This is a genomic window from Streptomyces sp. NPDC048461 (assembly GCF_055587105.1).
Genome location: NZ_JBVJGW010000010.1, coordinates 115,834 through 133,376, shown reverse-complemented (window position 1 = coordinate 133,376; position 17,543 = coordinate 115,834). Strand labels below are relative to the sequence as shown.

The 17,543-nt window shown below is 72.6% G+C and carries 21 protein-coding genes; 15 read left to right on the top strand and 6 right to left on the bottom strand.

Annotation, left to right across the window (positions count from 1 at the left end):
* Nucleotides 1–15: 15 nt before the first annotated feature.
* The 6 genes from ACZ6S8_RS19235 (at nucleotide 16) to ACZ6S8_RS19210 (ending at nucleotide 7,122) form a co-directional block, all read left to right on the top strand.
* Nucleotides 16–798 (top strand): HAD family hydrolase, encoded by a 783-nt coding sequence (locus ACZ6S8_RS19235; protein WP_469457219.1) that lies wholly within the window; start codon nucleotides 16–18, stop codon nucleotides 796–798.
* Nucleotides 782–1,390 carry an EF-hand domain-containing protein gene (locus tag ACZ6S8_RS19230; RefSeq protein ID WP_469457217.1) on the top strand — a complete coding sequence of 203 codons (609 nt, stop codon included), beginning with the start codon at nucleotides 782–784 and terminating at the stop codon, nucleotides 1,388–1,390. The genes ACZ6S8_RS19235 and ACZ6S8_RS19230 overlap by 17 nt, the downstream gene beginning before the upstream one ends.
* A gap of 56 nt (nucleotides 1,391–1,446) precedes the next feature.
* Complete coding sequence (locus tag ACZ6S8_RS19225) at nucleotides 1,447–2,502, top strand: NAD(P)-dependent alcohol dehydrogenase (protein ID WP_469457455.1); 1,056 nt, start codon at nucleotides 1,447–1,449, stop codon at nucleotides 2,500–2,502.
* A gap of 104 nt (nucleotides 2,503–2,606) precedes the next feature.
* Nucleotides 2,607–3,767, top strand: a complete 1,161-nt coding sequence (locus ACZ6S8_RS19220) for a cytochrome P450 (protein WP_469457215.1) — start codon at nucleotides 2,607–2,609, stop codon at nucleotides 3,765–3,767.
* Between the two features lie 360 nt (nucleotides 3,768–4,127).
* Entirely contained in the window at nucleotides 4,128–5,321 is a 1,194-nt protein-coding gene (locus ACZ6S8_RS19215; RefSeq protein WP_469457213.1) for a PP2C family protein-serine/threonine phosphatase, read from the top strand.
* 247 nt (nucleotides 5,322–5,568) lie between these two features.
* On the top strand, nucleotides 5,569–7,122 hold the full coding sequence (locus tag ACZ6S8_RS19210; RefSeq protein ID WP_469457211.1) for an alpha/beta fold hydrolase: 1,554 nt from the start codon (nucleotides 5,569–5,571) through the stop codon (nucleotides 7,120–7,122).
* Nucleotides 7,123–7,137: 15 nt separating this feature from the next.
* Here the strand turns inward: ACZ6S8_RS19210 and ACZ6S8_RS19205 are convergent, their stop codons facing one another.
* Nucleotides 7,138–7,542, bottom strand: coding sequence for a hypothetical protein (locus ACZ6S8_RS19205; protein WP_469457209.1), 405 nt, complete (start codon nucleotides 7,540–7,542; stop codon nucleotides 7,138–7,140).
* A gap of 456 nt (nucleotides 7,543–7,998) precedes the next feature.
* On the opposite strand from ACZ6S8_RS19205, the gene ACZ6S8_RS19200 reads away from it, so the two are divergent.
* Nucleotides 7,999–8,799 carry a SigB/SigF/SigG family RNA polymerase sigma factor gene (locus ACZ6S8_RS19200; RefSeq protein ID WP_469457207.1) on the top strand — a complete coding sequence of 267 codons (801 nt, stop codon included), beginning with the start codon at nucleotides 7,999–8,001 and terminating at the stop codon, nucleotides 8,797–8,799.
* Nucleotides 8,800–8,885: 86 nt separating this feature from the next.
* On the opposite strand, the gene ACZ6S8_RS19195 is transcribed toward ACZ6S8_RS19200, so the two are convergent.
* Both ACZ6S8_RS19195 and ACZ6S8_RS19190 read right to left on the bottom strand, forming a co-directional pair.
* Nucleotides 8,886–10,079 carry an aromatic acid exporter family protein gene (locus ACZ6S8_RS19195; protein ID WP_469457205.1) on the bottom strand — a complete coding sequence of 398 codons (1,194 nt, stop codon included), beginning with the start codon at nucleotides 10,077–10,079 and terminating at the stop codon, nucleotides 8,886–8,888.
* A 120-nt stretch (nucleotides 10,080–10,199) separates the two neighbouring features.
* On the bottom strand, nucleotides 10,200–11,531 hold the full coding sequence (locus tag ACZ6S8_RS19190) for a ricin-type beta-trefoil lectin domain protein (protein WP_469457203.1): 1,332 nt from the start codon (nucleotides 11,529–11,531) through the stop codon (nucleotides 10,200–10,202).
* A gap of 250 nt (nucleotides 11,532–11,781) precedes the next feature.
* Here ACZ6S8_RS19190 and ACZ6S8_RS19185 point away from each other — a divergent pair, with 250 nt between their 5' ends.
* Both ACZ6S8_RS19185 and ACZ6S8_RS19180 read left to right on the top strand, forming a co-directional pair.
* Nucleotides 11,782–12,021 (top strand): antitoxin MazE7, encoded by a 240-nt coding sequence (locus ACZ6S8_RS19185; RefSeq protein ID WP_469457200.1) that lies wholly within the window; start codon nucleotides 11,782–11,784, stop codon nucleotides 12,019–12,021.
* A gap of 3 nt (nucleotides 12,022–12,024) precedes the next feature.
* Nucleotides 12,025–12,405 carry a toxin Doc gene (locus tag ACZ6S8_RS19180; RefSeq protein ID WP_469457198.1) on the top strand — a complete coding sequence of 127 codons (381 nt, stop codon included), beginning with the start codon at nucleotides 12,025–12,027 and terminating at the stop codon, nucleotides 12,403–12,405.
* 84 nt (nucleotides 12,406–12,489) lie between these two features.
* Here the strand turns inward: ACZ6S8_RS19180 and ACZ6S8_RS19175 are convergent, their stop codons facing one another.
* Both ACZ6S8_RS19175 and ACZ6S8_RS19170 read right to left on the bottom strand, forming a co-directional pair.
* Complete coding sequence (locus ACZ6S8_RS19175; RefSeq protein ID WP_469457197.1) at nucleotides 12,490–12,786, bottom strand: DUF2188 domain-containing protein; 297 nt, start codon at nucleotides 12,784–12,786, stop codon at nucleotides 12,490–12,492.
* Nucleotides 12,787–13,096: 310 nt separating this feature from the next.
* Entirely contained in the window at nucleotides 13,097–13,516 is a 420-nt protein-coding gene (locus ACZ6S8_RS19170; RefSeq protein ID WP_469457195.1) for an SRPBCC family protein, read from the bottom strand.
* Nucleotides 13,517–13,877: 361 nt separating this feature from the next.
* Here ACZ6S8_RS19170 and ACZ6S8_RS19165 point away from each other — a divergent pair, with 361 nt between their 5' ends.
* From ACZ6S8_RS19165 to ACZ6S8_RS19140, 6 genes are all read left to right on the top strand, one after another.
* The gene (locus ACZ6S8_RS19165) at nucleotides 13,878–14,288 is read left to right on the top strand and encodes an STAS domain-containing protein (protein WP_469457193.1); all 411 of its coding nucleotides are present in this window, start codon (nucleotides 13,878–13,880) and stop codon (nucleotides 14,286–14,288) included.
* Between the two features lie 260 nt (nucleotides 14,289–14,548).
* Complete coding sequence (locus ACZ6S8_RS19160) at nucleotides 14,549–14,962, top strand: phage holin family protein (protein WP_469457191.1); 414 nt, start codon at nucleotides 14,549–14,551, stop codon at nucleotides 14,960–14,962.
* Nucleotides 14,959–15,459: a DUF3618 domain-containing protein gene (locus ACZ6S8_RS19155; RefSeq protein WP_469457189.1), complete on the top strand. Its 501-nt coding sequence runs from the start codon at nucleotides 14,959–14,961 to the stop codon at nucleotides 15,457–15,459. Before ACZ6S8_RS19160 ends, ACZ6S8_RS19155 begins: the two co-directional genes overlap by 4 nt.
* Nucleotides 15,456–15,722: a DUF4235 domain-containing protein gene (locus ACZ6S8_RS19150; RefSeq protein ID WP_469457187.1), complete on the top strand. Its 267-nt coding sequence runs from the start codon at nucleotides 15,456–15,458 to the stop codon at nucleotides 15,720–15,722. The genes ACZ6S8_RS19155 and ACZ6S8_RS19150 overlap by 4 nt, the downstream gene beginning before the upstream one ends.
* A gap of 76 nt (nucleotides 15,723–15,798) precedes the next feature.
* On the top strand, nucleotides 15,799–16,092 hold the full coding sequence (locus ACZ6S8_RS19145) for a hypothetical protein (RefSeq protein WP_469457185.1): 294 nt from the start codon (nucleotides 15,799–15,801) through the stop codon (nucleotides 16,090–16,092).
* A 110-nt stretch (nucleotides 16,093–16,202) separates the two neighbouring features.
* On the top strand, nucleotides 16,203–16,739 hold the full coding sequence (locus ACZ6S8_RS19140; RefSeq protein ID WP_469457183.1) for a GNAT family protein: 537 nt from the start codon (nucleotides 16,203–16,205) through the stop codon (nucleotides 16,737–16,739).
* Between the two features lie 88 nt (nucleotides 16,740–16,827).
* Here the strand turns inward: ACZ6S8_RS19140 and mscL are convergent, their stop codons facing one another.
* On the bottom strand, nucleotides 16,828–17,304 hold the full coding sequence (gene mscL / locus ACZ6S8_RS19135; protein WP_469457181.1) for a large conductance mechanosensitive channel protein MscL: 477 nt from the start codon (nucleotides 17,302–17,304) through the stop codon (nucleotides 16,828–16,830).
* Nucleotides 17,305–17,543 lie beyond the last annotated feature (239 nt).

The following is a 17,543-nucleotide window of genomic DNA, read 5'->3' as shown; positions in this document are numbered from 1 at the left end:
CCACCGGAAGGTTCCATGAACTTAGCGGCACTCGATGTCGACGGCACCCTCTACGAGGGGACCCTCGGCTTCTCCCTCCTCGACGAACTGTCCTCGTCCGGCCTGGTCGGCACCGACGCCGTCCGGCACGTGCGCGCGACCATGAGCGAGCACCGCGACGCGGGCGCCCGGTTCCGCGACACGACCGGCCGCGCGAGCGACGCGTACGCCCGCGCCGTGGAAGGCGTACGGCACGACGACGCCGTACGCGCGTCCCACGCGGCCTGGCGTCGGGTGCGCCACCGGCTGCTGGAGTCCACCGTCCCTCTGGTGGAGAACCTGCGGCGCAACGGCTTCACGGTGGTACTGCTGTCCGGCAGCCCCCAGGAGATGGTCGACCGGCTGGCCGCAGAGCTGGGCATCGCCCACGGCGTCGGCATGCGCCTCGCGACCGGCGCCGACGGCGCCTACACGCGGCGGTTCCTGACCTTGCCGGCCGTCCCCGAGGCCAAGGCCGAGCTGCTGCGGGCACTGGCCGGCCGGCTCGGCGCCGACCCGCGCGCAGCCCTGGCCGTCGGCAACAGCGCCTCCGACCGGGTACTGCTCGGGGCAGTCGGACATCCGGTCGCCTTCGAGCCGGAGGACGCCCTGCGCGCGCTCGCCCGCAGCAGGGACTGGACTCTCGCGGACCGGCACACCCTCGTCCCCCTGGTGAGCGCGCTCACCGCCCCCTCGGCTCTGACCCGCCGACCGGTCCCCGCCCCGCTGCCCGGCTTCTCGCCCTCCCCGGAAAGAAACCTTCATGCCCACTCCTCATGACCTCGCCTCCCGGCTGATCGAGCGGAAGGTCGACGTGTGCTTCGCGCACGCCGACCGCGACCAGGACGCCCTGATCGAACTCGCCGACGTGTCGATCCTCTTCACCCGCATCCTCATCTACGTCCACGAACCGCTCGGCAGCCCGAAAGCCCGCGCCGTGCACGCCGCCTCCCAGGCCTTCTGCGACCACATGACCTCCGTCACCGGCTGGGCTCCCGACCACCAGGTCACCCCCGACGAATGGCGCGAGGCCATGGCCAAGGCCCTGGCCGGCGGAATGGCCGACTACGACAGGTACTTCAGGCCCGTGGGCGAATCCGTGTGGGCGGCCGTGGACCGCGACGACGACGGCATCGTGCGACTCCCGGAGTTCGCCGCGTTCCAGCGCGGCATGGGCACCCCCGACGCCAACATCCGCCTCGCAGCCGCCCACATGGGCCTGCGGGACGAAGACGCCGGCCTGCCGATGGCAGACGTCCTGCGCGCGCACCGCGAGTTCTACACCAGTCCGGACCCGGACGCCCCCGGGAACTGGCTGTACGGAGACGTGTGGGCGGACGACTTCCGGGATGGCACGAGGGCCAAGCTGTGACGGCCGCCCGCAGGCAGCCGGTACCGGCCCGGGCCGCGGTGCTGCGCTCCCGTACGATGCCCTTCCGCGTCGAGGACGTGACGCTGGACGGGCCCGGCCCCGGCGAGGCCCTGGTCCAGGTCGCGGGAACCGGCTTCTGTCACACCGACCTCCTGCCGCGCACCGACCGGCTCGGCGTCGCCCTGCCGCTCATCGCCGGCCACGAGGGGGCCGGCACCGTCCTGGCGACCGGTCCGGGAGCCCACCCGGTGTCCGCGGGCGATCACGTGGTCATGTCCTTCGACTCCTGCGGCGCCTGCCGAGCCTGCCTGGCCGCCCGTCCGGCCGCCTGCACGACCTTCTTCTCCCGCAATCTCACCGGCCGGCGCGCGGACGGTACGGGCGTGGCCCGCGACGGCCGGGGCGGGGAGGTGTCCGCGCACTGGTTCGGGCAGTCCTCCTTCGCCACGCACGCCGTGGTCCCCGTACGCGCCCTCGTCCCGGTGTCCCGGGAACTGCCGCTGGAGCTCCTGGGGCCGCTCGGCTGCGGCTTCCAGACCGGGGCGGGCACCGTCATCAACTCCCTCGGCGTACGCGCCGGCTCCAGCGTCGTGGTGGCCGGGGTCGGCGCGGTCGGCCTGGCGGCGGTGATGGCCGCCCGCACCGTCGGCGCCACCGTCATCGTCGCCGTCGACGTCCTGCCCGCCCGGCGCAAGCTGGCCGAGGAACTCGGTGCGACCCACACCCTCGACGGACACTCCCACACCCTCGCCGAGGAGATCGGGGAGATCACCGGCGGCGGCGCCGACCACGCCGTGGACACGACCGGCCTGCCACCGGTCATCACCGCGCTCGTCCGCTCGCTGCACAGCCACGGATCGTGCGGCCTGGTCGGCGTCCAGCAGGGCGACCTGACCGTGGACCCGCTGCTCATCGCGGCCGGCCGCACGATCAAGGGCATCATCGAGGGCGACGCCGTACCCCAGCTGTTCGTACCGCACCTGATCGCCCTGTGGCAGCAGGGCCGCTTCCCCTTCGACCGGCTGATCCGCCGCTACCGCCTCGACGAGATCGAGCAAGCGGAACGGGACGTGTCGAGCGGCGAGGTCGTCAAAGCGGTCCTGATCCCCTGACCCCCGCCATCCCCCCGCGCACACCTCACCCTCACCCTCACCCTCACCCTCACCCTTGTCGGAGGCATCCCATCGGGCTGGAACGCATCACCCTCGACCCGCACATGGACCTCCGGGAACAGGCGGGCCTCCTGCACGCCCACGGCAGCGTCGTCCCGGCCCGCTGGCCCGGCGGAGTGGACTGCTGGGCGATCGTCGGCTACGCCGAACTGGAGGCGGTCCTCACCCAGCCCCTCTACGCCCGCTCCCCGCGGCACTGGCGGGCGCTGCGGGACGGCGAGATCCCCGCGGACTGGCCGATGACCGACCACCTCAGCCGGCAGTGGATGCTGACGGCGGACGGTGCGGACCACAGCCGGCTGCGACGGGTGGCGGCCGGCGCGTTCGCGCCGCGCCGCGTCAAGATGCTCGTCCCCAAGGTGACCGACGCCGTCGCACGGCTCCTCGACGGAATCGACCCGGCCGGCCGGCCGGTCGACCTGCGCGCGGAGTTCGCCCTGCCGCTCGCCCTCGACGTCCTGTGCTCGCTGCTCGCCGTCCCAGAAGAGGAACGGCCCCGGGCCACCTCCCTGGTCTTCCGCGCACTGTCCCGCGCGGCCCTCACCCCCCAGGAGTCACAGCAGCTGAGCGCCGAGATCCGCGCCTACCTCGACCACCTTCTGGAACGCCCGCCCGCGCCCGGGGAGGAGGACGGACTGGTCGCAGCGCTCAAGGAGCCGGCCGACACCGGCGACGGACTCAGCCGCCAAGAGGCCCGGGACACCCTCTGGCTCTTCCTCGCGGCCGGCTTCGACACGACGGTGGCCGCCCTCGTCAACGCGGTGCGCGCTCTGCTGGAGCACCCGCACGAGCGGGACCGCGCCCTGGAGGGGACGGTAGCCTGGGACGAGGTGGTCGAAGAAGCCCTGCGCTATGACGCCGGCGTCTTCGCCCTGCCCTTCGCCTTCCCCCGCCAGGACGTGACCTTGGGCGGACAGCACATCAGAGGGGGAGACGCGCTGCTGCTCTGCTACTCGGCGGCGAACCGTGACCCCTCCCGCGAGGGCGGCGGCGTCTTCCGCCTCAGGGGCGGCGTCGGCCCCCACCTTGCCTTCGGCCGCGGCCCGCACTTCTGCCTGGGCGCCCCGCTGGCCCGTCTCCAGCTCCGCACCGCTCTCTCAGCCCTCTTCACCCGGTTCCCGACCCTCGGTCTGGCCGCCGCACCGGGCGCACCCACGTCGTCGCTGACCATCAACACGGTCACCTCGCTCCTGGTGTCCGCCTGACCCTCAGACCTCCCGCTCGACGGGGAGATCCTCTCCCGCGCCACCGACCCCGACCAGCGGCTCATGGTCATGACCGCAGCCCCCGGGTCCGCAGCACAGCCCGTAGACGGGCCGACAGGTCTGAGGGACGTCACCCCGCGCGGGTGGCGGCCCTCCGCCGTACGGCGCGCCCGTGGTCCTGCGGGCAGCGGAAAGGGTACTGCTGGACCCCTGGACGAACGGGCCCCGCGGCGGGTCGCCTGCGCCAGCGCTGTCTGCGTCGCGTCCCGTGGAGGAGTCGCACGGGGCTCAGTCCGGCCCGGGGAGGACTGGGACACTTGCGGGGTCGGCTCGTGAGGTGTGGATCTTGTGGAGGCTGCGGTGGCGGACGATCGGTTCGGGCTGGCTGATGTGCTGGCCGCGGCGGAGGCGGCTGCGCCGGTGGACTCCCTCAACATCGTCGCGCGGAACCTGCGGGACCGGTTCGGTGCCCGATACGTATCGTTCCTGTTCATCGACATCGTGGGCCGGCGCATGCTGCGCGTCCACGACACGGAGGGCGCGCATCCGGACGATCGCGCCGAGCGGATCCCCCTCGTCGACAGCAGCATCTACGACGAGGTCCTGCGCACGCAGCACCTGGTGCGGGCTCCTACCGGCGATGACGGGCAGCGGGTCCTGGCCCCGGTGACGAACCGCGGCGACACCATCGGTGTCCTGGAGCTGTTCCTCACCGACGTCACCGACGACGTCCTCGTGCAGGTGGAGGACGCCGCGCACGCGCTGGCGTACATCATCGTCACCGACCGCCGGTTCACCGACCTCTACCACTGGGGCAACCGCACCACCACCGTCAGCGTCGCCGCCGAGATCCAGCGCCAGCTCCTGCCGTCCGCCGCCGCGTGCGAAGCCCCGCAGTTCACCCTCGCCGGAGCGCTGGTCCCGGCGGCCACCATCGCCGGCGACACCTACGACTACAGCCTCGACCACGACACCCTGCACCTGTCCATTACCGACGCCATGGGCCACGACGTCCACGCCTCGCTGATGGCGACCCTCCTGGTCAACGCGTCCCGCGGCGCCCGCCGAGCCGGAGAAGACCTCGCCGAACAGGCCCGCCAGAGCCACCAGGCCCTCCTCGACCACGGCCACCGCACCTTCGTCACCGGGCAAATGCTGCGCATCGCCCTCGACGGAAGCGGCGCCCGTCTCGTCAACGCCGGCCACCCCAAGCCGCTGCGACTGCGCGACGGCACGGTCACCGAACTCGCCCTGGCCGTGGACATGCCCTTCGGCTTCGGCCACCACCAGGGCATCTATCAGGTCCAGGACCTCGACCTCCAGCCCGGCGACCGCCTCCTCCTCCACACCGACGGCATGCAGGACCGGGAGGCCGAAACGGTCGGCCTGCCCGGCCTCCTCCACAACACCGCGGGCGAGCATCCCCGTGAGGTCGTGCGCGCTCTGGTCGGTGCGGTCACCGACGCCTACGACGGCCTGCCGCCGAGAGACGACGCGACCGTGCTGTGCCTGGACTGGCACGGCCCCCGCACCGCCATGCCCGCGACTCCCTGAGCTCAGGTGTGGCAGCCGGGGGCGCCGGGGCGCCGAGGCGGTGTCGGGCAGGTCGGAGCGCCGGACCTGCCGCATCGCGGCGTAGACCTGACGGCTCGTCATTCGCGGCGGAGCGTACGCAAGGGGACTCGGCGGCGGCCGGCGCGGTGATCAGACCACAGGATGACGCTTTCGCACCCGGCCCCCGCATAGCTTCGACGGCGTGCCGCGGCACGCCGTGGTGGGCGGCGGAGGAGGGGAGTCCAGGGTGCGTGGACGTGTGGGGGCCAGGGTCGGGGCCGGACTGGTGGCGTGGGCGAGCCTCGCCGTGCTGGGGGCGCAACCCGCTGCCGGTAGCGGGGTGGGCGGCCTGTCGGGGGAGGTCGCGCCCGCCTCCTTACTGCGCCAGAGCGTCACATGGCAGCGCTGCCAGACTTCGTCGGCGGACGTGGAAGGCGCGGAACTGGACGAGGCCGGCGCCCAGTGCGCCGAGGTCACGGTGCCGCTGGACTACGACCGTCCGGGCGGCCCCACCGTCAAAGTGGCGCTGTCACGGCTGAAGGCCACCGGACCGGGACAGCGGCGGGGGGTTCTGTTCTACAACCCCGGCGGCCCCGGCGTGCCCGCCCTGTACCTCGCGCTCAAGTTCCGGCAGGCCGAGCCCACGGTCGGTGCCCGCTACGACGTGATCGGGATGGACCCCCGCTTCGTCGGGCGGAGCACCCCCCTGGACTGCCAGTGGTCCCTGCCCGGCCCCGGTGCCGCCGGGCCGGACCGGGAGGGGTTCGAGCGCAGTGCGGCGCTCTCCCGGGACCTGGCCTCGAACTGCGCCCGCCACCGCGAGGTACTGCCGCACGCCTCCACCCGGAACACGGCACGGGACATGGACACGGTGCGGGCCCTGCTCGGAGAACAGCGGCTGTCCTACGTCGGCTCCTCGTACGGCTCCTATCTGGGACAGGTGTACCTCCAGATGTTCCCCCGCCGTGTGGACCGCGCAGTCCTCGACAGCGCTCTGGACCCCGACCGCTTCGGGCCCGACCTGACGAACACCCAGGGGCCGGCCATGGCCGCCGCCCTGGAGAACTGGGCGGTCTGGGCGGCCCGCCGGCACGACCGGTACCGGCTGGGCGCCACGGCTGCGGACGTGCTGGCCTCGGTACGCGGCATCGGGTCGACCGTCGACCGGGGCCCGCTGCGGGTCGGCGGCCATCAGGTGGACAGCCGGACGCTGCCCCAGGTGCTGTGGAGCGTCTCGGCCGGGGACGACGAGACGACGTACGGCGACTTCGCCGCGATGGTGCGTGTGCTCGTCGACGCCGCACGCGGCCTCGACGTCTCCCCGACGCCTCTTCTCGAAGCAGTCCTGACCGGCCTGAACTCCCCTGACGCCGGCGGAACCGCCGCCGTGCAGACGGCGGTACTGTGCGCGGATCGGGAGGCCTCCCGCGACCCCGAGACCTACTATCGCGCCATCCGGGCCCACCGAGCGGACGAGCCCGTGTTCGGCTCCTTGATCTACAACCTCACTCCCTGCTCGTTCTGGCCGGCCGCTCCGGCCGAGCCGCCCACCCGGGTCCGCAATGACGTGCCGGTCCTGATGGTCGGCGCGGACGGCGATCCGGCGGCCACCTACGAGGGCCAACGGCATGCGCACCGGGCCCTCGCAGGATCCCGGCTGGTCACGCTCCGCGGTGCCTTCCACCACACCGTCTACGCGGGACTTTTCGCCCCGCGGAACACGTGCGTCGACCGTGCCGTGAACCGTTACCTGATCGACGGCGTCCTGCCGTCCCGGGACACGAGCTGCTTCACCCCGTAGCCGCGCCGGACCGGCCTAACCGGCTGCCATGTCCGGGCCGGGTCGCAGTACCTCGTCGAGGGGGTAGCCGAGCTCCAGGAGTCCGCGTGCGATGGAGACGGCCCGGCGGTGCCTCTCGGCGAGCTCGGGGGAGGGGCGGTGCGCCTGCGCCGGGCCGCTGTCGGCCTCCGGGTCCGGCGCCGGCGGGGTGGCGTCCTGCACGGCGTCCCAGGCCTCGCGGGCGACCTGCTCCGCCACCCGGTCCGCGACACGCCCGGTCGTGTGCCGATCCTGCTGCCCGGTCCCGGATCCCCGACCTGCCGGGCGGGCGGTGCTCCCGCTGTCCGCCCCGGCGGTACGCGCGAGGAATGCCTCGATGGCCAGCCGCGCCGCGCGCACGTCGTCGGAGTCCGTCGGTCGGGAGCCAGGTTCCGTCGTCATGCCGACAACGTAACGCGACCACCGCGCCCCGGCCCGCGCGTGCGGCGCGGGCGGACTGCGTGTCCTGCGGTGGAGCCGGGCGGCGCGGGCGGAACGCAGAGCCGTGCTCAGGGCGCGCCCCTGCGCCCTCGGCCTGCCGTCGCGAGCCCCACCGCCCGGTGCCCGCGGCCGCCGGGACCGCTTCCGAGGGCGGGCGCAAGGGCCGCTGGTCCGTCGTCGCGGGCCCGGAAGTCCCGGCACGAGGGGGCGGGCGGCCCGGCCGCCGGCCGGTCTGCGGGGGAAGGCTCTGGTTTCCAGCCATGCAGCCGAAGGAAGGGAACCACCGTGCCCGGTTGTGCCGCCACGGCCACCACAGCAGCCGGACCCCCCGCCCGGTACACACCGCTCGGGAGCGGATCCCACCAGGGGTTTCGGGACGGCGACGCCGCATTGCCGGTCATCGAGAACCCCCAGCGCGTGTCGCCGCTCGAGGCGAAAGAGCTCTCGAAGGTGTTTCTGGCGCGGCTGGCGGGCCTCTCCGAAGGCACGCCGCAGTACCAGTACGTCCGCAACACGCTCATCGAGATGAACATGACCCTGGTCCAGTTCGCCAGCAGGGCGTTCCGCAGCAGGACCGGAACCCCCGCGGGCGCCGGTACGGAGCTGGAGGACGTCGTCCAGGCCGGGACCATCGGCCTGATCAAGGCGATCGACCGGTTCGACCCCGAGCGCGGCGTCGAGTTCTCCTCTCTGGCCCTGCCCTACATCACCGGGGAGATGAAGCGGCACTTCCGGGACACCACCTGGGCGGTCCGCGTCCCCCGCCGGCTCCAGGAGCTGCGCGTCGAGCTCGCGAAGGCGCGCGACACGATGGCCGCCACGCTGGGCCGCGCCCCCACGGTCAGGGAGTTGGCCGGCCACCTGAACCTGGAGGAGGACGAGGTGATCGAAGGGCTCGTCGCGGCCAACGGCTATTCGACCGAGACCCTCGAACCGCCCGCGCCGGGGGAGGAGGACAACGTCACGGCGCAGGCCCTGGGCCGTCAGCCGATCTCGGAGGAGACCACCCGGGCCATCGATCTCTTCGAGAACCTCCACGCCCTCGGTCCCCTGCTGGAGCGCCTCCCCGAACGGGACCGCGAAATCCTGTACCTCCGGTTCGGGCGGGAGCTGTCGCAGTCCGAGATCGGCGCCGAACTCGGGATCAGTCAGATGCAGGTCTCGCGTCTCCTGACCCGCATCCTGACCGGCTTGCGGACGGCCATGCTCGACCTGTGATCCGCCGCCATCGGCCGCAGCCCGAAACGGGAGAGGGCACTGCCTCGGGCCCCGCGGGCGCGGACCGGTGCGTACGGACGCCGCTGTCAGGGCCCGTACGCCGCCGGATGCGGCACGGTTTTCGGGGCGAGGAGCTGGCGGCTCGAGCGGAGGTCGGCGAGGAGGCGGCCGGCGTCCGTGAGGAGGGAGCCGTGCAGCGAGCGCGCCTCCGGTGAGGCTTCGGCGGCCTCCTGTTGCTGCCGCTGCACGGCGCCGAGCTTCGCTGCGGCGTCGTCGAGCAGGTCCGAGAGGCGACCGGAATCGGTGCCGGAGGTCTGGCCGATCTCCTGCATCGCTGTGGCCGTCGAGCGCAGCAGACTGCCGAAGCCGGTCCTGAAGGAGTCCGGCAGGTTCTTGATCTCTCCGCTGTCCAGGGCGTAGTCGAGCGAGCGCGTCAGGGAGCGGAGGTGGTCCAGGGTGCGCTGGGCGACGGTGAGGGCGTCGCGGGCCCGCGGCAGGGCGGAGTCCGCGCTGGCGATGCCGGGGCGGGGGTGGAGTCGGCTGTTCTCGATCTCGGTCCCGATGGTGCGCTCGACGCGGTCGCAGGCTGCTGCGAGCTTGCGCCAGTCCCGTCCCCACTGCCGGACCCGCTCGCCGTCGGGGTCGTCTTCCCCGAAGATCTCGGCCAGGCCGGTGAGGCGCCGGCTCATCCTGGTGTAGAGGTCGGCGACGTCTTGCTGCCGGTGACGGACGTGGCGGGCGGGCGCGAGGACGAGATGGGCGGCGAGCCCGCACAGCGCGCCGATGACGACCGATGCGGCGAGGTGCCCGATGTAGTCGATGCGCCCCTGCCCGGAGGAGAACGCGAAGAAGCCGATGATGGCGACCTGCGTCCCCTGGTCCCCGAACCGCCGGATCCTGCCGAGCCAGAGCGCGAGCAGGGTGAGCAGGCCGAACGTCCAGCCGTGGATCCCCGCCACCGCGGCCAGCGACGCGGCGAGCGCGGCTCCCACCGCCATGGCCAGCAGGTACTGGACGCAGCCGCGCACCGACCGGTACACCGTCGCCTGCAGGGCCACCAGGGCGGTGAACGGCGCGAACGTCGACACGGTCGGCGGCAACAGGTAGCGCGCCAGTACCCAGGCGACCATCGCCGCCACCACGGACTTCGCCCCGAGGACCAGATCGTCCCGCTCGGCTCCCGGCCCCCTGGCGGCCCGCCGCACGAAACCGGCCCTTTCGGCACCGGCCGCTCGGACCTTCAGCCGTACCTCGTCCCACCCGCCCCGTCTGGGCACCATCGATCACCTCACGGCCCGTGTTCCCCGTCGGTGTGCGGCAAACGGCCGGCGGGGGAGACGCGCGACACCTCGTGCCGGTCCGGCAGGCCGGGGCCGCGCGCTTCCTCCCTGCGGGCTGAGCTACTTCGGGACCGTCCAGAGCTGTCCCTTGCCCGTGTTGGCGGTGTAGAGCTGGACGACCGTGCCCTTGGCCGAGGAGCCGTTCGCGGCGTCCAGGACCTTGCCGGAGGCGACGTGCACGATCTGGCCCTTGGCGTTCACGGACCACTTCTGGGCGGCGGTGCCGTTGCAGTCGTAGAGCTGGACCTTGTTGCCGTTGACGTTCTCGTTGCCTGCGTTGTCCAGGCACTTGCCGAACGCGCGGAAGGTGCCGTCGGCGCCGAGCACCCAGGACTGCGCGGCACTGCCGTTGCACGTCCAGAGCTGGAGCGCGGTGCCGTTGGCGGACTTGCCGCTCTTGGCGTCCAGGCACGTACCGCCCACGCCGCCGACCCGGCCCTGCGGCGGCGGCTTCAGGCCCGTGTTGGCCGCGAGCACCCGCATGCCCTGGGCGTCGAACTGCTGCACGTACGTCCCGGCGCGCTTGTCCGTGTACGCGGTCACGACGGAGCACATCACCGGGGACTGGCCGGCGTCGGTGCCCGTGACGCAGTCGCCGCGCGTCGCACTGCGGTCGGCGTGGGTGAAGCCGAAGGTGTGGCCGAGTTCGTGGGCGATGTGGTTGCGCAGGCCCGCCTCGGTCATGCCGGCCGTGGCCTTGCCGTCGGCGGTGAAGAACTCGTCGTTGATGTAGGCGTGGCCGCTGGTGGCGGTCTCGGGCAGGGAGGAGCTGTAGAAACCGCAGCTCCAGCCCGGTGTGCCGCTGCCGTCCCGGACGATCGTCCACGGCTCGTTGCTGCCGGCGGGGGGCACCTTGCACGGGCGGTGCAGGAGGCCGAGGACGACCTCGCCCTTGGGGCGGACGTAGTCCCAGCCGACCGGCTCGGTGTCGACCTTCACCGGGAGGTTGGTGATCCGCTGGAGGTCGGCGGCCGACGCCTTGACGTAACCGCCCAGCCAGTCCGCGGACTTCTGGTCGTAGAACTTGACCGTGTAGCCGGTGGCCACCCACTTGCCGGGCCCACCGGACTTCCACCCCTCGCCCGAGGGCGGCTGCGGGGCGGGATCGACCGGTGCGGTGTTCTCGGACTTCTCCGTCCGCTCCGCGGCCGGGGGACCGTCGAGCGTCATGACACCGTCCACGAAGACGTTGCCGTCGCTGTGGGAGGACCCGTGGTCCCCCTCGTGGAACGCGGCGACGGGCGCGGGCGCCTTCGCGGTGGGCGTCGCCGTCGCTGCTGCCGTGACCTCGGCGCCGTACGCGCTGGCCTGGAACTGGACCCCGCCCACGACCAGGGCGGCGGCGCACGCCGCGACGCCGACGGATATTCGGCGCTTTCCTTCGTGCCACATGGTTCTGTTTCCCCCTCATGTTGCCTGTGCAGCCGCCGACTTGGCTCCCTAAGGGCTCCGGCGGCATGAATGCGCCCTGATGATAGGCAGATCATTCCGGCCGGAGCGCCGGAGCGCCGGAGCGTCGGAGTGCTGAAGACCCTGCTCGGCCGAGCCGAGCCCCCCGCCCGCCGACGGCACGCGCCGTGCTGTCCGGATCCCGGGCGTCACCGGGTATTCAAAAAGGTATTCACGGGTGCATACTCGAGGCATGGCAGATACGACCGTGAAGATCGACTCCGAAACCCGGGACCGCCTCGCCGTCCTCGCGGCCGCTCACGGCAAGAGCGTCCGTGCGTACCTGGCCGAACTCGCCATCGAGGAGGAGAACCAGCTCGCCCTCGGCCGCGCCACCGCCGCTTTCCGCGAAGCCGTCGGCCGGCCGGGCATCGCCGACGCCTTCGACGCCGAGTACGGCGGTCTTCCCGCGAGCGCGCGCCGGGCGGCCTGACCCTTGGAACTGCACATCGACATCCGGTGGCTACTGGACCGGCAGGAAGAACTCCTCGGCAAAGACCTGGAGATCCAGGACTACTCGGGCCTGGTCGCCGCCGTCGCCCGCCACCGCGTGAACACCCCCGCTCTGGCCGCCAGCGAGCCGGACGCGTACTGGCGGGCAGCAGCGCTCCTGGAGCAGATCGTCCTCCTCCGCCCCCTGCCGGCTCGCAACGAGTACTTCGGATACGGCGTCGCCATCGCCTACGTCCGTGCCTCCGGCGAGACCGTGGACGACGCCTTCGACCCCTGGCGCGACCTCATCAACGACATCCGCGCCCTGCGCCTGAACGTCTTCGACGTCGCCGACCGTCTGCGCTCTCTGCGCCCCGCTTCCTGAACGGTGCGCCCGCCGGCAGGCCGCCGACGCGGAGCGGTGCGCTCCGTCGTGGGCGTCGGGTGGGGAAGGGCCGCGGGGGAGGCTTCAGTGGAGGCCTCCGGGTTCCCCTGCTTTGCGCCCGCGCTCGTCGGGGGATGTCGCAGGGGCCTCTCCGTAGGTGTACGCGGTGCGGACGTGACCGTCGCGGGCGTGGACGATGATCTGCGCGGGCTCGTGCTCCTTGGCGTGTCGGCGGGCTGCGTCGATCGCGCCCTTCTGGGTGCGGTGCGGTTCGTGCAGCAGCCGACGGCCTTCTCTGCCCTCGACCTGCCACTTCACGCCCGCGGCGGCCGCCCGGTCGCCGGACGGCGAGACGTGGTACACGGTCATTCTCCCGGTCATGGTCCTTCTCCTCGCCCGTCGGGCCTGCTCGGGGGCGGCTTCCAGCGGCTGCCCGCGAGCGCACGGGCCGGACGGCGCGGCGGGGCACCGTGCGCACGACCCTGGCCTGCAGGGAATATTCCCCTCCGCTTTCCTGGTGACACCAGTTCGGAGGCCGCCGATGCCGAGATCTTGGAAGCATTTCGAAGGATGCAGCGGCCGGAGCCGCTCCCGCGCGGTGGGGGCCGCCGCCAACGGGGCGTCTCGCCCGCGCGCGGATCGGGTGGCTTCCTGACGCTGAAACGGGCGGGATGCCGGTCGGCGCAGCGGGCTACCGCCCGGCTTCCGCTGCCTCGACGGCGGATTTGATGCCATCCAGTGCTTCTTCGAGGCCGTCGATGACCTGCTCGCCTTCGATGCGCTCGGTGTGCAGCTCCACGGAGAGCCGGGAGTGGTTCGCGTCGTCCCCCGCGGCGACGTGGAGCCGGCCGCGGTAGTCGTGCGGTCCCGGTGCGCCCCATTCCAGGGAGGTGCCCTCTTCGCGTACGTGGATCCAGGCCTCGCTCTTGACGTCCTGCTCGGGTTGGCCGGGCGGTTCGATGTGAGCGGTGACGGTGACCCGGTCGCCGCCGTGGGGCTTGGCGGACGTCAGGTGCGGCATGTAGGCAGGAAGGTTCTGCACGTCGGCGAGGTAGCTGAAGAGCCTGGCCGGAGAGACGGCCACGATGATCGAAGTGTCGTAGTCACCCATGGGCATTCGCTTCCCCGGAAGAAACCGCACGAAACTACACATACGGGCGTACATGACGACCTGCTGCCCCGTCGGTATCCGGCGGGAGCGCCGCGTCGCGTCCCGAGGACGACACCCCCGAGGGGTCGGTGCTCCGCTGTTCCGGCGTCTGCCACTGGTCGCGGTGAGGTCGTCCGTCGAGGCGACCGGCGCTCTTGCGGCGGCGGGCGCGACGTCCCCGTCCTGCCGGGTTGACCCGCCCTGCTCGGACACGGAGGTCGTCGGGGTCTCGCGTGCCGGGCACCTGTCTGCCGGACGGGTAGGCCAGGATGGGGCACCCCTCGGGCGCCGGAAGCCCGTGGGCGGCCGGAGGAGAACCCATTTGATCACCCTGGACATCCAGACCTGCGGCACCTCGGTGCTGCTCAGCGCGGACGGGCACCTCGACCATGATGCGGACACCGTCCTCCAGCGGGCTCTCGACCGCGTCACCGCCGAGGACCGGACCCTCATGGTCGACCTCCACGGCGTCGCCTCCATGGACCCGGCGGGGCTCCTTCACCTTCTCGACCTGCACCGGCGGGCGCAGTGCCTGGGACTGCGGGTCATGGTCGTGGGCTGGCAGCCCCAGCCCCAGCAGCTGATGGCCGATGTCGCCGGCATCCGCGGCCGCGGATCCGCCACCGGAGAGCGGTACGCCCTGGACGGCTTCCGCCGCCTCATCACCCGACGCGCACAAGAAGCCCAGGACAGCGCCACCACCGCGGCTCCACGCGCCGAAGACCACGGGTAGCGGGCCGGCCCGGCCGCGAGCATCCCCCTTCCCTCCCTTAATCCCGGCCCGGGTCCTGGAACTCCCCGACACCGGCACGCTGTTCCGCACCGGGGACAGGGCGTGGTCGGCAGTGCCTCGGACCGGTCGGTGTCCGTGGAGTGCGAGCTCCACGACAAGGCGCGCGGACCGTGCCACGTCGGGCGGGTGGCGGCGCGATTGCGGGGTAGCAGCGCGCCGAGGGAGACACGCGCATCTCGATCCGGAAGGTGGATCTCTTCATGAGCACACCCGCGCCACAGGCCTCCGACGCAGACGGCTCGGTGAGCGAACTCGTCTCGCGCGCTTCTCGCCAGATCTCCGAGCTGGTCCGCGAGGAGATGCAGCTGGCGCGGGCGGAGATGGCCGACAAGGGAAGGCGCTACGGGAAGGGCGGCGGGCTGTACGGCGCCGCGGGTCTCACGGGCATCCTGGCAGCCCAGGCGTTCGCAGCAACCTGCGTCGCCGCTCTCGCGTTGCTCCTGCCGGTATGGGCCTCTGCCCTCATCATGACGGCGGTACTGGCCGTCGGCTCCGCGGTCCTGGCGCGTTCCGGAAAGAAGCAGGTCGCCAAGGCCGGTACTCCCGCGCCCGAGCAGACCATCGACAGCCTCAAGGCCGACCTGGCCGAGATCAAGGAGAAGGCACAGCGATGACCAACGACCCCCACGACGCCCACGACGCCCACGAGACCCTCGGTACCCCGACGCCTCAGCCCCCCTCCACCGGGGAGCTGCGCGACCAGGTCGAGCGCACCCGCGAAGAGCTCGGCCAGACCGTCGAGGCACTGGCGGCCAAGACGGACGTCAAGGCCCAGGCGAAGGACAAGGCGGCCGCGGTGAGGGAACAGGCCGCCGAGAAGGCCTCGCTGGTCAGCGACCAGATCCGGGAGAAGGCCGGGCAGGCCGCCCAGCTGGTGAAGGACAAGACGCCCGATCCCGTCCTGGAGAAGACGGCCCAGGCGGCGGCGCAGGTGAAGGAGGCCGCTTCCCAGGCCGGGCAGTACGCCGCGGAGAACACCCCGGAGTCGGTCCGCGACAAGGCCGGACAGGCGGCGGTACTCGCCCGGGCCAACCGCAAGCCGCTCGTCGCTGCCGCGGCCGTCCTGGTCGTCTTCCTGCTGATCCGCCGTGGCCGGGGGCACCGCCGGTGAAGGCCGCCAAGATCGCCTACAAGCCCGTCGGCCTGGTCCTCGGCGCCGTCAGCGGCATGATCGCGGGCGCCGCGTTCAAGCAGGCCTGGAAGGTCGTCGAGGGTGAAGGCGACGCCCCCAACGCCACGGACGAGGACCGGCCCTGGCGGCAGATCCTGCTCGCCGCGGCCATCCAGGGAGCGATCTTCGCCGTGGTGAAGGCCACCGTCGACCGCTCGGGTGCCGTGGCCACCCGACGGGTGACGGGCACCTGGCCCGGCTAGAACGCGACGGTGCCGGCCCTCAGGGGCCGGCACCGCCCGGCCCGAGTTGTGACCCCGGCTCTTCCTGGAGGCAGCGGTGCCCGCCCACCCCTCAGCGCACGCTCTGGCCGGCACGGCGGCAACCGTTGCCGCCGTTCTCGCAGCCCGCTGGTGGACCACCCGGGCGCGCCGCCGCTCCGGACACGGCGCCAGCGCGGCCCGTGCACCCTGGCGGCGTACGGCTCCCGCTCCGGACCCCGTACGCGCCGGACACCTGCGCGTCGCCGAACTGCACGCGGCCCTGCTCGAACCGGGGGACGACCCCGGCTTCGGGGACACCGACGCCGAACTGGACCGGTACTGGAAGAACATCGCGCCCCTGTACCCGTAGCGCGTCCCGTCGGACCTGCCGCGCCGAGGACGCGGGGCGGCGCGCAGCGGTACGCAACCGCACATCAGAACGGGCGGCATGACGGGCCGTCGGCCGGGCACACGAGGTCCATGCCCGGACAACACGCGCGTCCCGCGAGCACCCCCACCACCGCTGCCCCCGCGGCATCCGAGCGGCCCCCGCGGCCCGAGGGAAGCAGACACGCGCGCCGGGTACGTCTCGCCGATCGCCTGCGCCGGAAGATCCTCGCCTACCGCGACATCGACTTCCTGTCCTCCCACCATCCGCGCGCAACCGGGAACGACGAGTCGTGCCTGCTCCTCGTGCACATCCGCAAGGTCGTGGGGCAGGTCCGCTACCGGATCTGCCGTGGCTGCGCCGAAGCCGTGATCACCAGCGTCGAGATCGAGGACCGCTTCCGCTCCGCCGGCCTGGGCACCAGGGCCCTGTCCCACCTCCGCTCCCGCCATCCGGGACTGACATGGCGCAGCACGCCGGCCGCGCGCCCCGCCCGCGACCTCCTGCGCCGGATGGGCATCCCGATGATCCGCGGCGGCAGCACGTGCAGCCACGTCGCCGAACAGCCGGGGACGGGTGTGCCGACGCGCCGGGTACCGGCGGAGCAGCCGGCAGGGGTGCGACCCTGATCGTCGGTCAGCCCTGTGGAGCGGACCTCGGCCCAGCCGGACCGCCCGTGCTGCCGACGGCCCCCTGAGCGGGCCGCAACAACCGGCCTTACGCCCGCTCGCGCGCAGGGGCGGCCGCTTCATGGGGGTACTGGGGCGCTTCCGGGCCGGGGGTGAGCTCCTCCGTGCAGTGCGCGCAGCGTCGTGCGCGGACGGGGATGGGGCTCAGGCAGGCGGGGCAGTCCTTCTTGTCGGCCTGGACGTCCTGGTGGGGCGCGAACCGTTCGTGGAGCTTGTTCACGGGGAGCACCACGAGGAAGTACAGGGCGGCGGCGACCAGGGTGAAGCTGATGGCCGCGTCGATGAAGCCGCCGTAGGGGAAGTCCGTCCCCGCGACCTTGAAGGTCCGGGCGGTGAAATTGCCCCGTACGCCGGCGGCCAAGCCGACCAGCGGGGTGAGGAACGCCTTCACGAAGCCGTTGACCACGGCGGTGAATGCCGCTCCGATCACGATGCCGACCGCCAGGTCGACCACGTTCCCGCGCAGTATGAATCCCCGGAAACCCTTCAGGCCCTTCACCAACATTCCTGCTCCTCCTCCTGGCTGCCCGACGGGCAGAAAGCCACGGGTGACCGTCTTCCCGCCCAGGCACTCCGCACCCCCGCACTTTTGGGCGCGGGCAGGGGGCATGGGCATGCGCAGGGGCCGGGGCCGCCCCCGGGGGGCCCGCCGGGGCCGCAGGGGCCCCGGCCGATCCCGGTGGGGGGCCGGGGCCCTTCCCCGTCCTACGCCTGCTCGCGCCAGCCGTTGGTGATGGGCAGCCG

Excerpts from the sequence above, each read along its gene's own strand:
- ACZ6S8_RS19235 (WP_469457219.1), top strand. The coding sequence starts at position 16 with ATGAACTTAGCGGCACTCGATGTCGACGGCACCCTCTACGAGGGGACC.
- ACZ6S8_RS19230 (WP_469457217.1), top strand. The coding sequence starts at position 782 with ATGCCCACTCCTCATGACCTCGCCTCCCGGCTGATCGAGCGGAAGGTC.
- ACZ6S8_RS19225 (WP_469457455.1), top strand. The coding sequence starts at position 1,447 with ATGCCCTTCCGCGTCGAGGACGTGACGCTGGACGGGCCCGGCCCCGGC.
- ACZ6S8_RS19220 (WP_469457215.1), top strand. The coding sequence starts at position 2,607 with ATGGACCTCCGGGAACAGGCGGGCCTCCTGCACGCCCACGGCAGCGTC.
- ACZ6S8_RS19205 (WP_469457209.1), bottom strand. The coding sequence starts at position 7,542 with ATGACGACGGAACCTGGCTCCCGACCGACGGACTCCGACGACGTGCGC.
- ACZ6S8_RS19195 (WP_469457205.1), bottom strand. The coding sequence starts at position 10,079 with ATGGTGCCCAGACGGGGCGGGTGGGACGAGGTACGGCTGAAGGTCCGA.
- ACZ6S8_RS19190 (WP_469457203.1), bottom strand. The coding sequence starts at position 11,531 with ATGTGGCACGAAGGAAAGCGCCGAATATCCGTCGGCGTCGCGGCGTGC.
- ACZ6S8_RS19185 (WP_469457200.1), top strand. The coding sequence starts at position 11,782 with ATGGCAGATACGACCGTGAAGATCGACTCCGAAACCCGGGACCGCCTC.
- ACZ6S8_RS19175 (WP_469457197.1), bottom strand. The coding sequence starts at position 12,786 with ATGACCGGGAGAATGACCGTGTACCACGTCTCGCCGTCCGGCGACCGG.
- ACZ6S8_RS19170 (WP_469457195.1), bottom strand. The coding sequence starts at position 13,516 with ATGGGTGACTACGACACTTCGATCATCGTGGCCGTCTCTCCGGCCAGG.
- ACZ6S8_RS19160 (WP_469457191.1), top strand. The coding sequence starts at position 14,549 with ATGAGCACACCCGCGCCACAGGCCTCCGACGCAGACGGCTCGGTGAGC.
- ACZ6S8_RS19155 (WP_469457189.1), top strand. The coding sequence starts at position 14,959 with ATGACCAACGACCCCCACGACGCCCACGACGCCCACGAGACCCTCGGT.
- ACZ6S8_RS19140 (WP_469457183.1), top strand. The coding sequence starts at position 16,203 with ATGCCCGGACAACACGCGCGTCCCGCGAGCACCCCCACCACCGCTGCC.
- mscL (WP_469457181.1), bottom strand. The coding sequence starts at position 17,304 with ATGTTGGTGAAGGGCCTGAAGGGTTTCCGGGGATTCATACTGCGCGGG.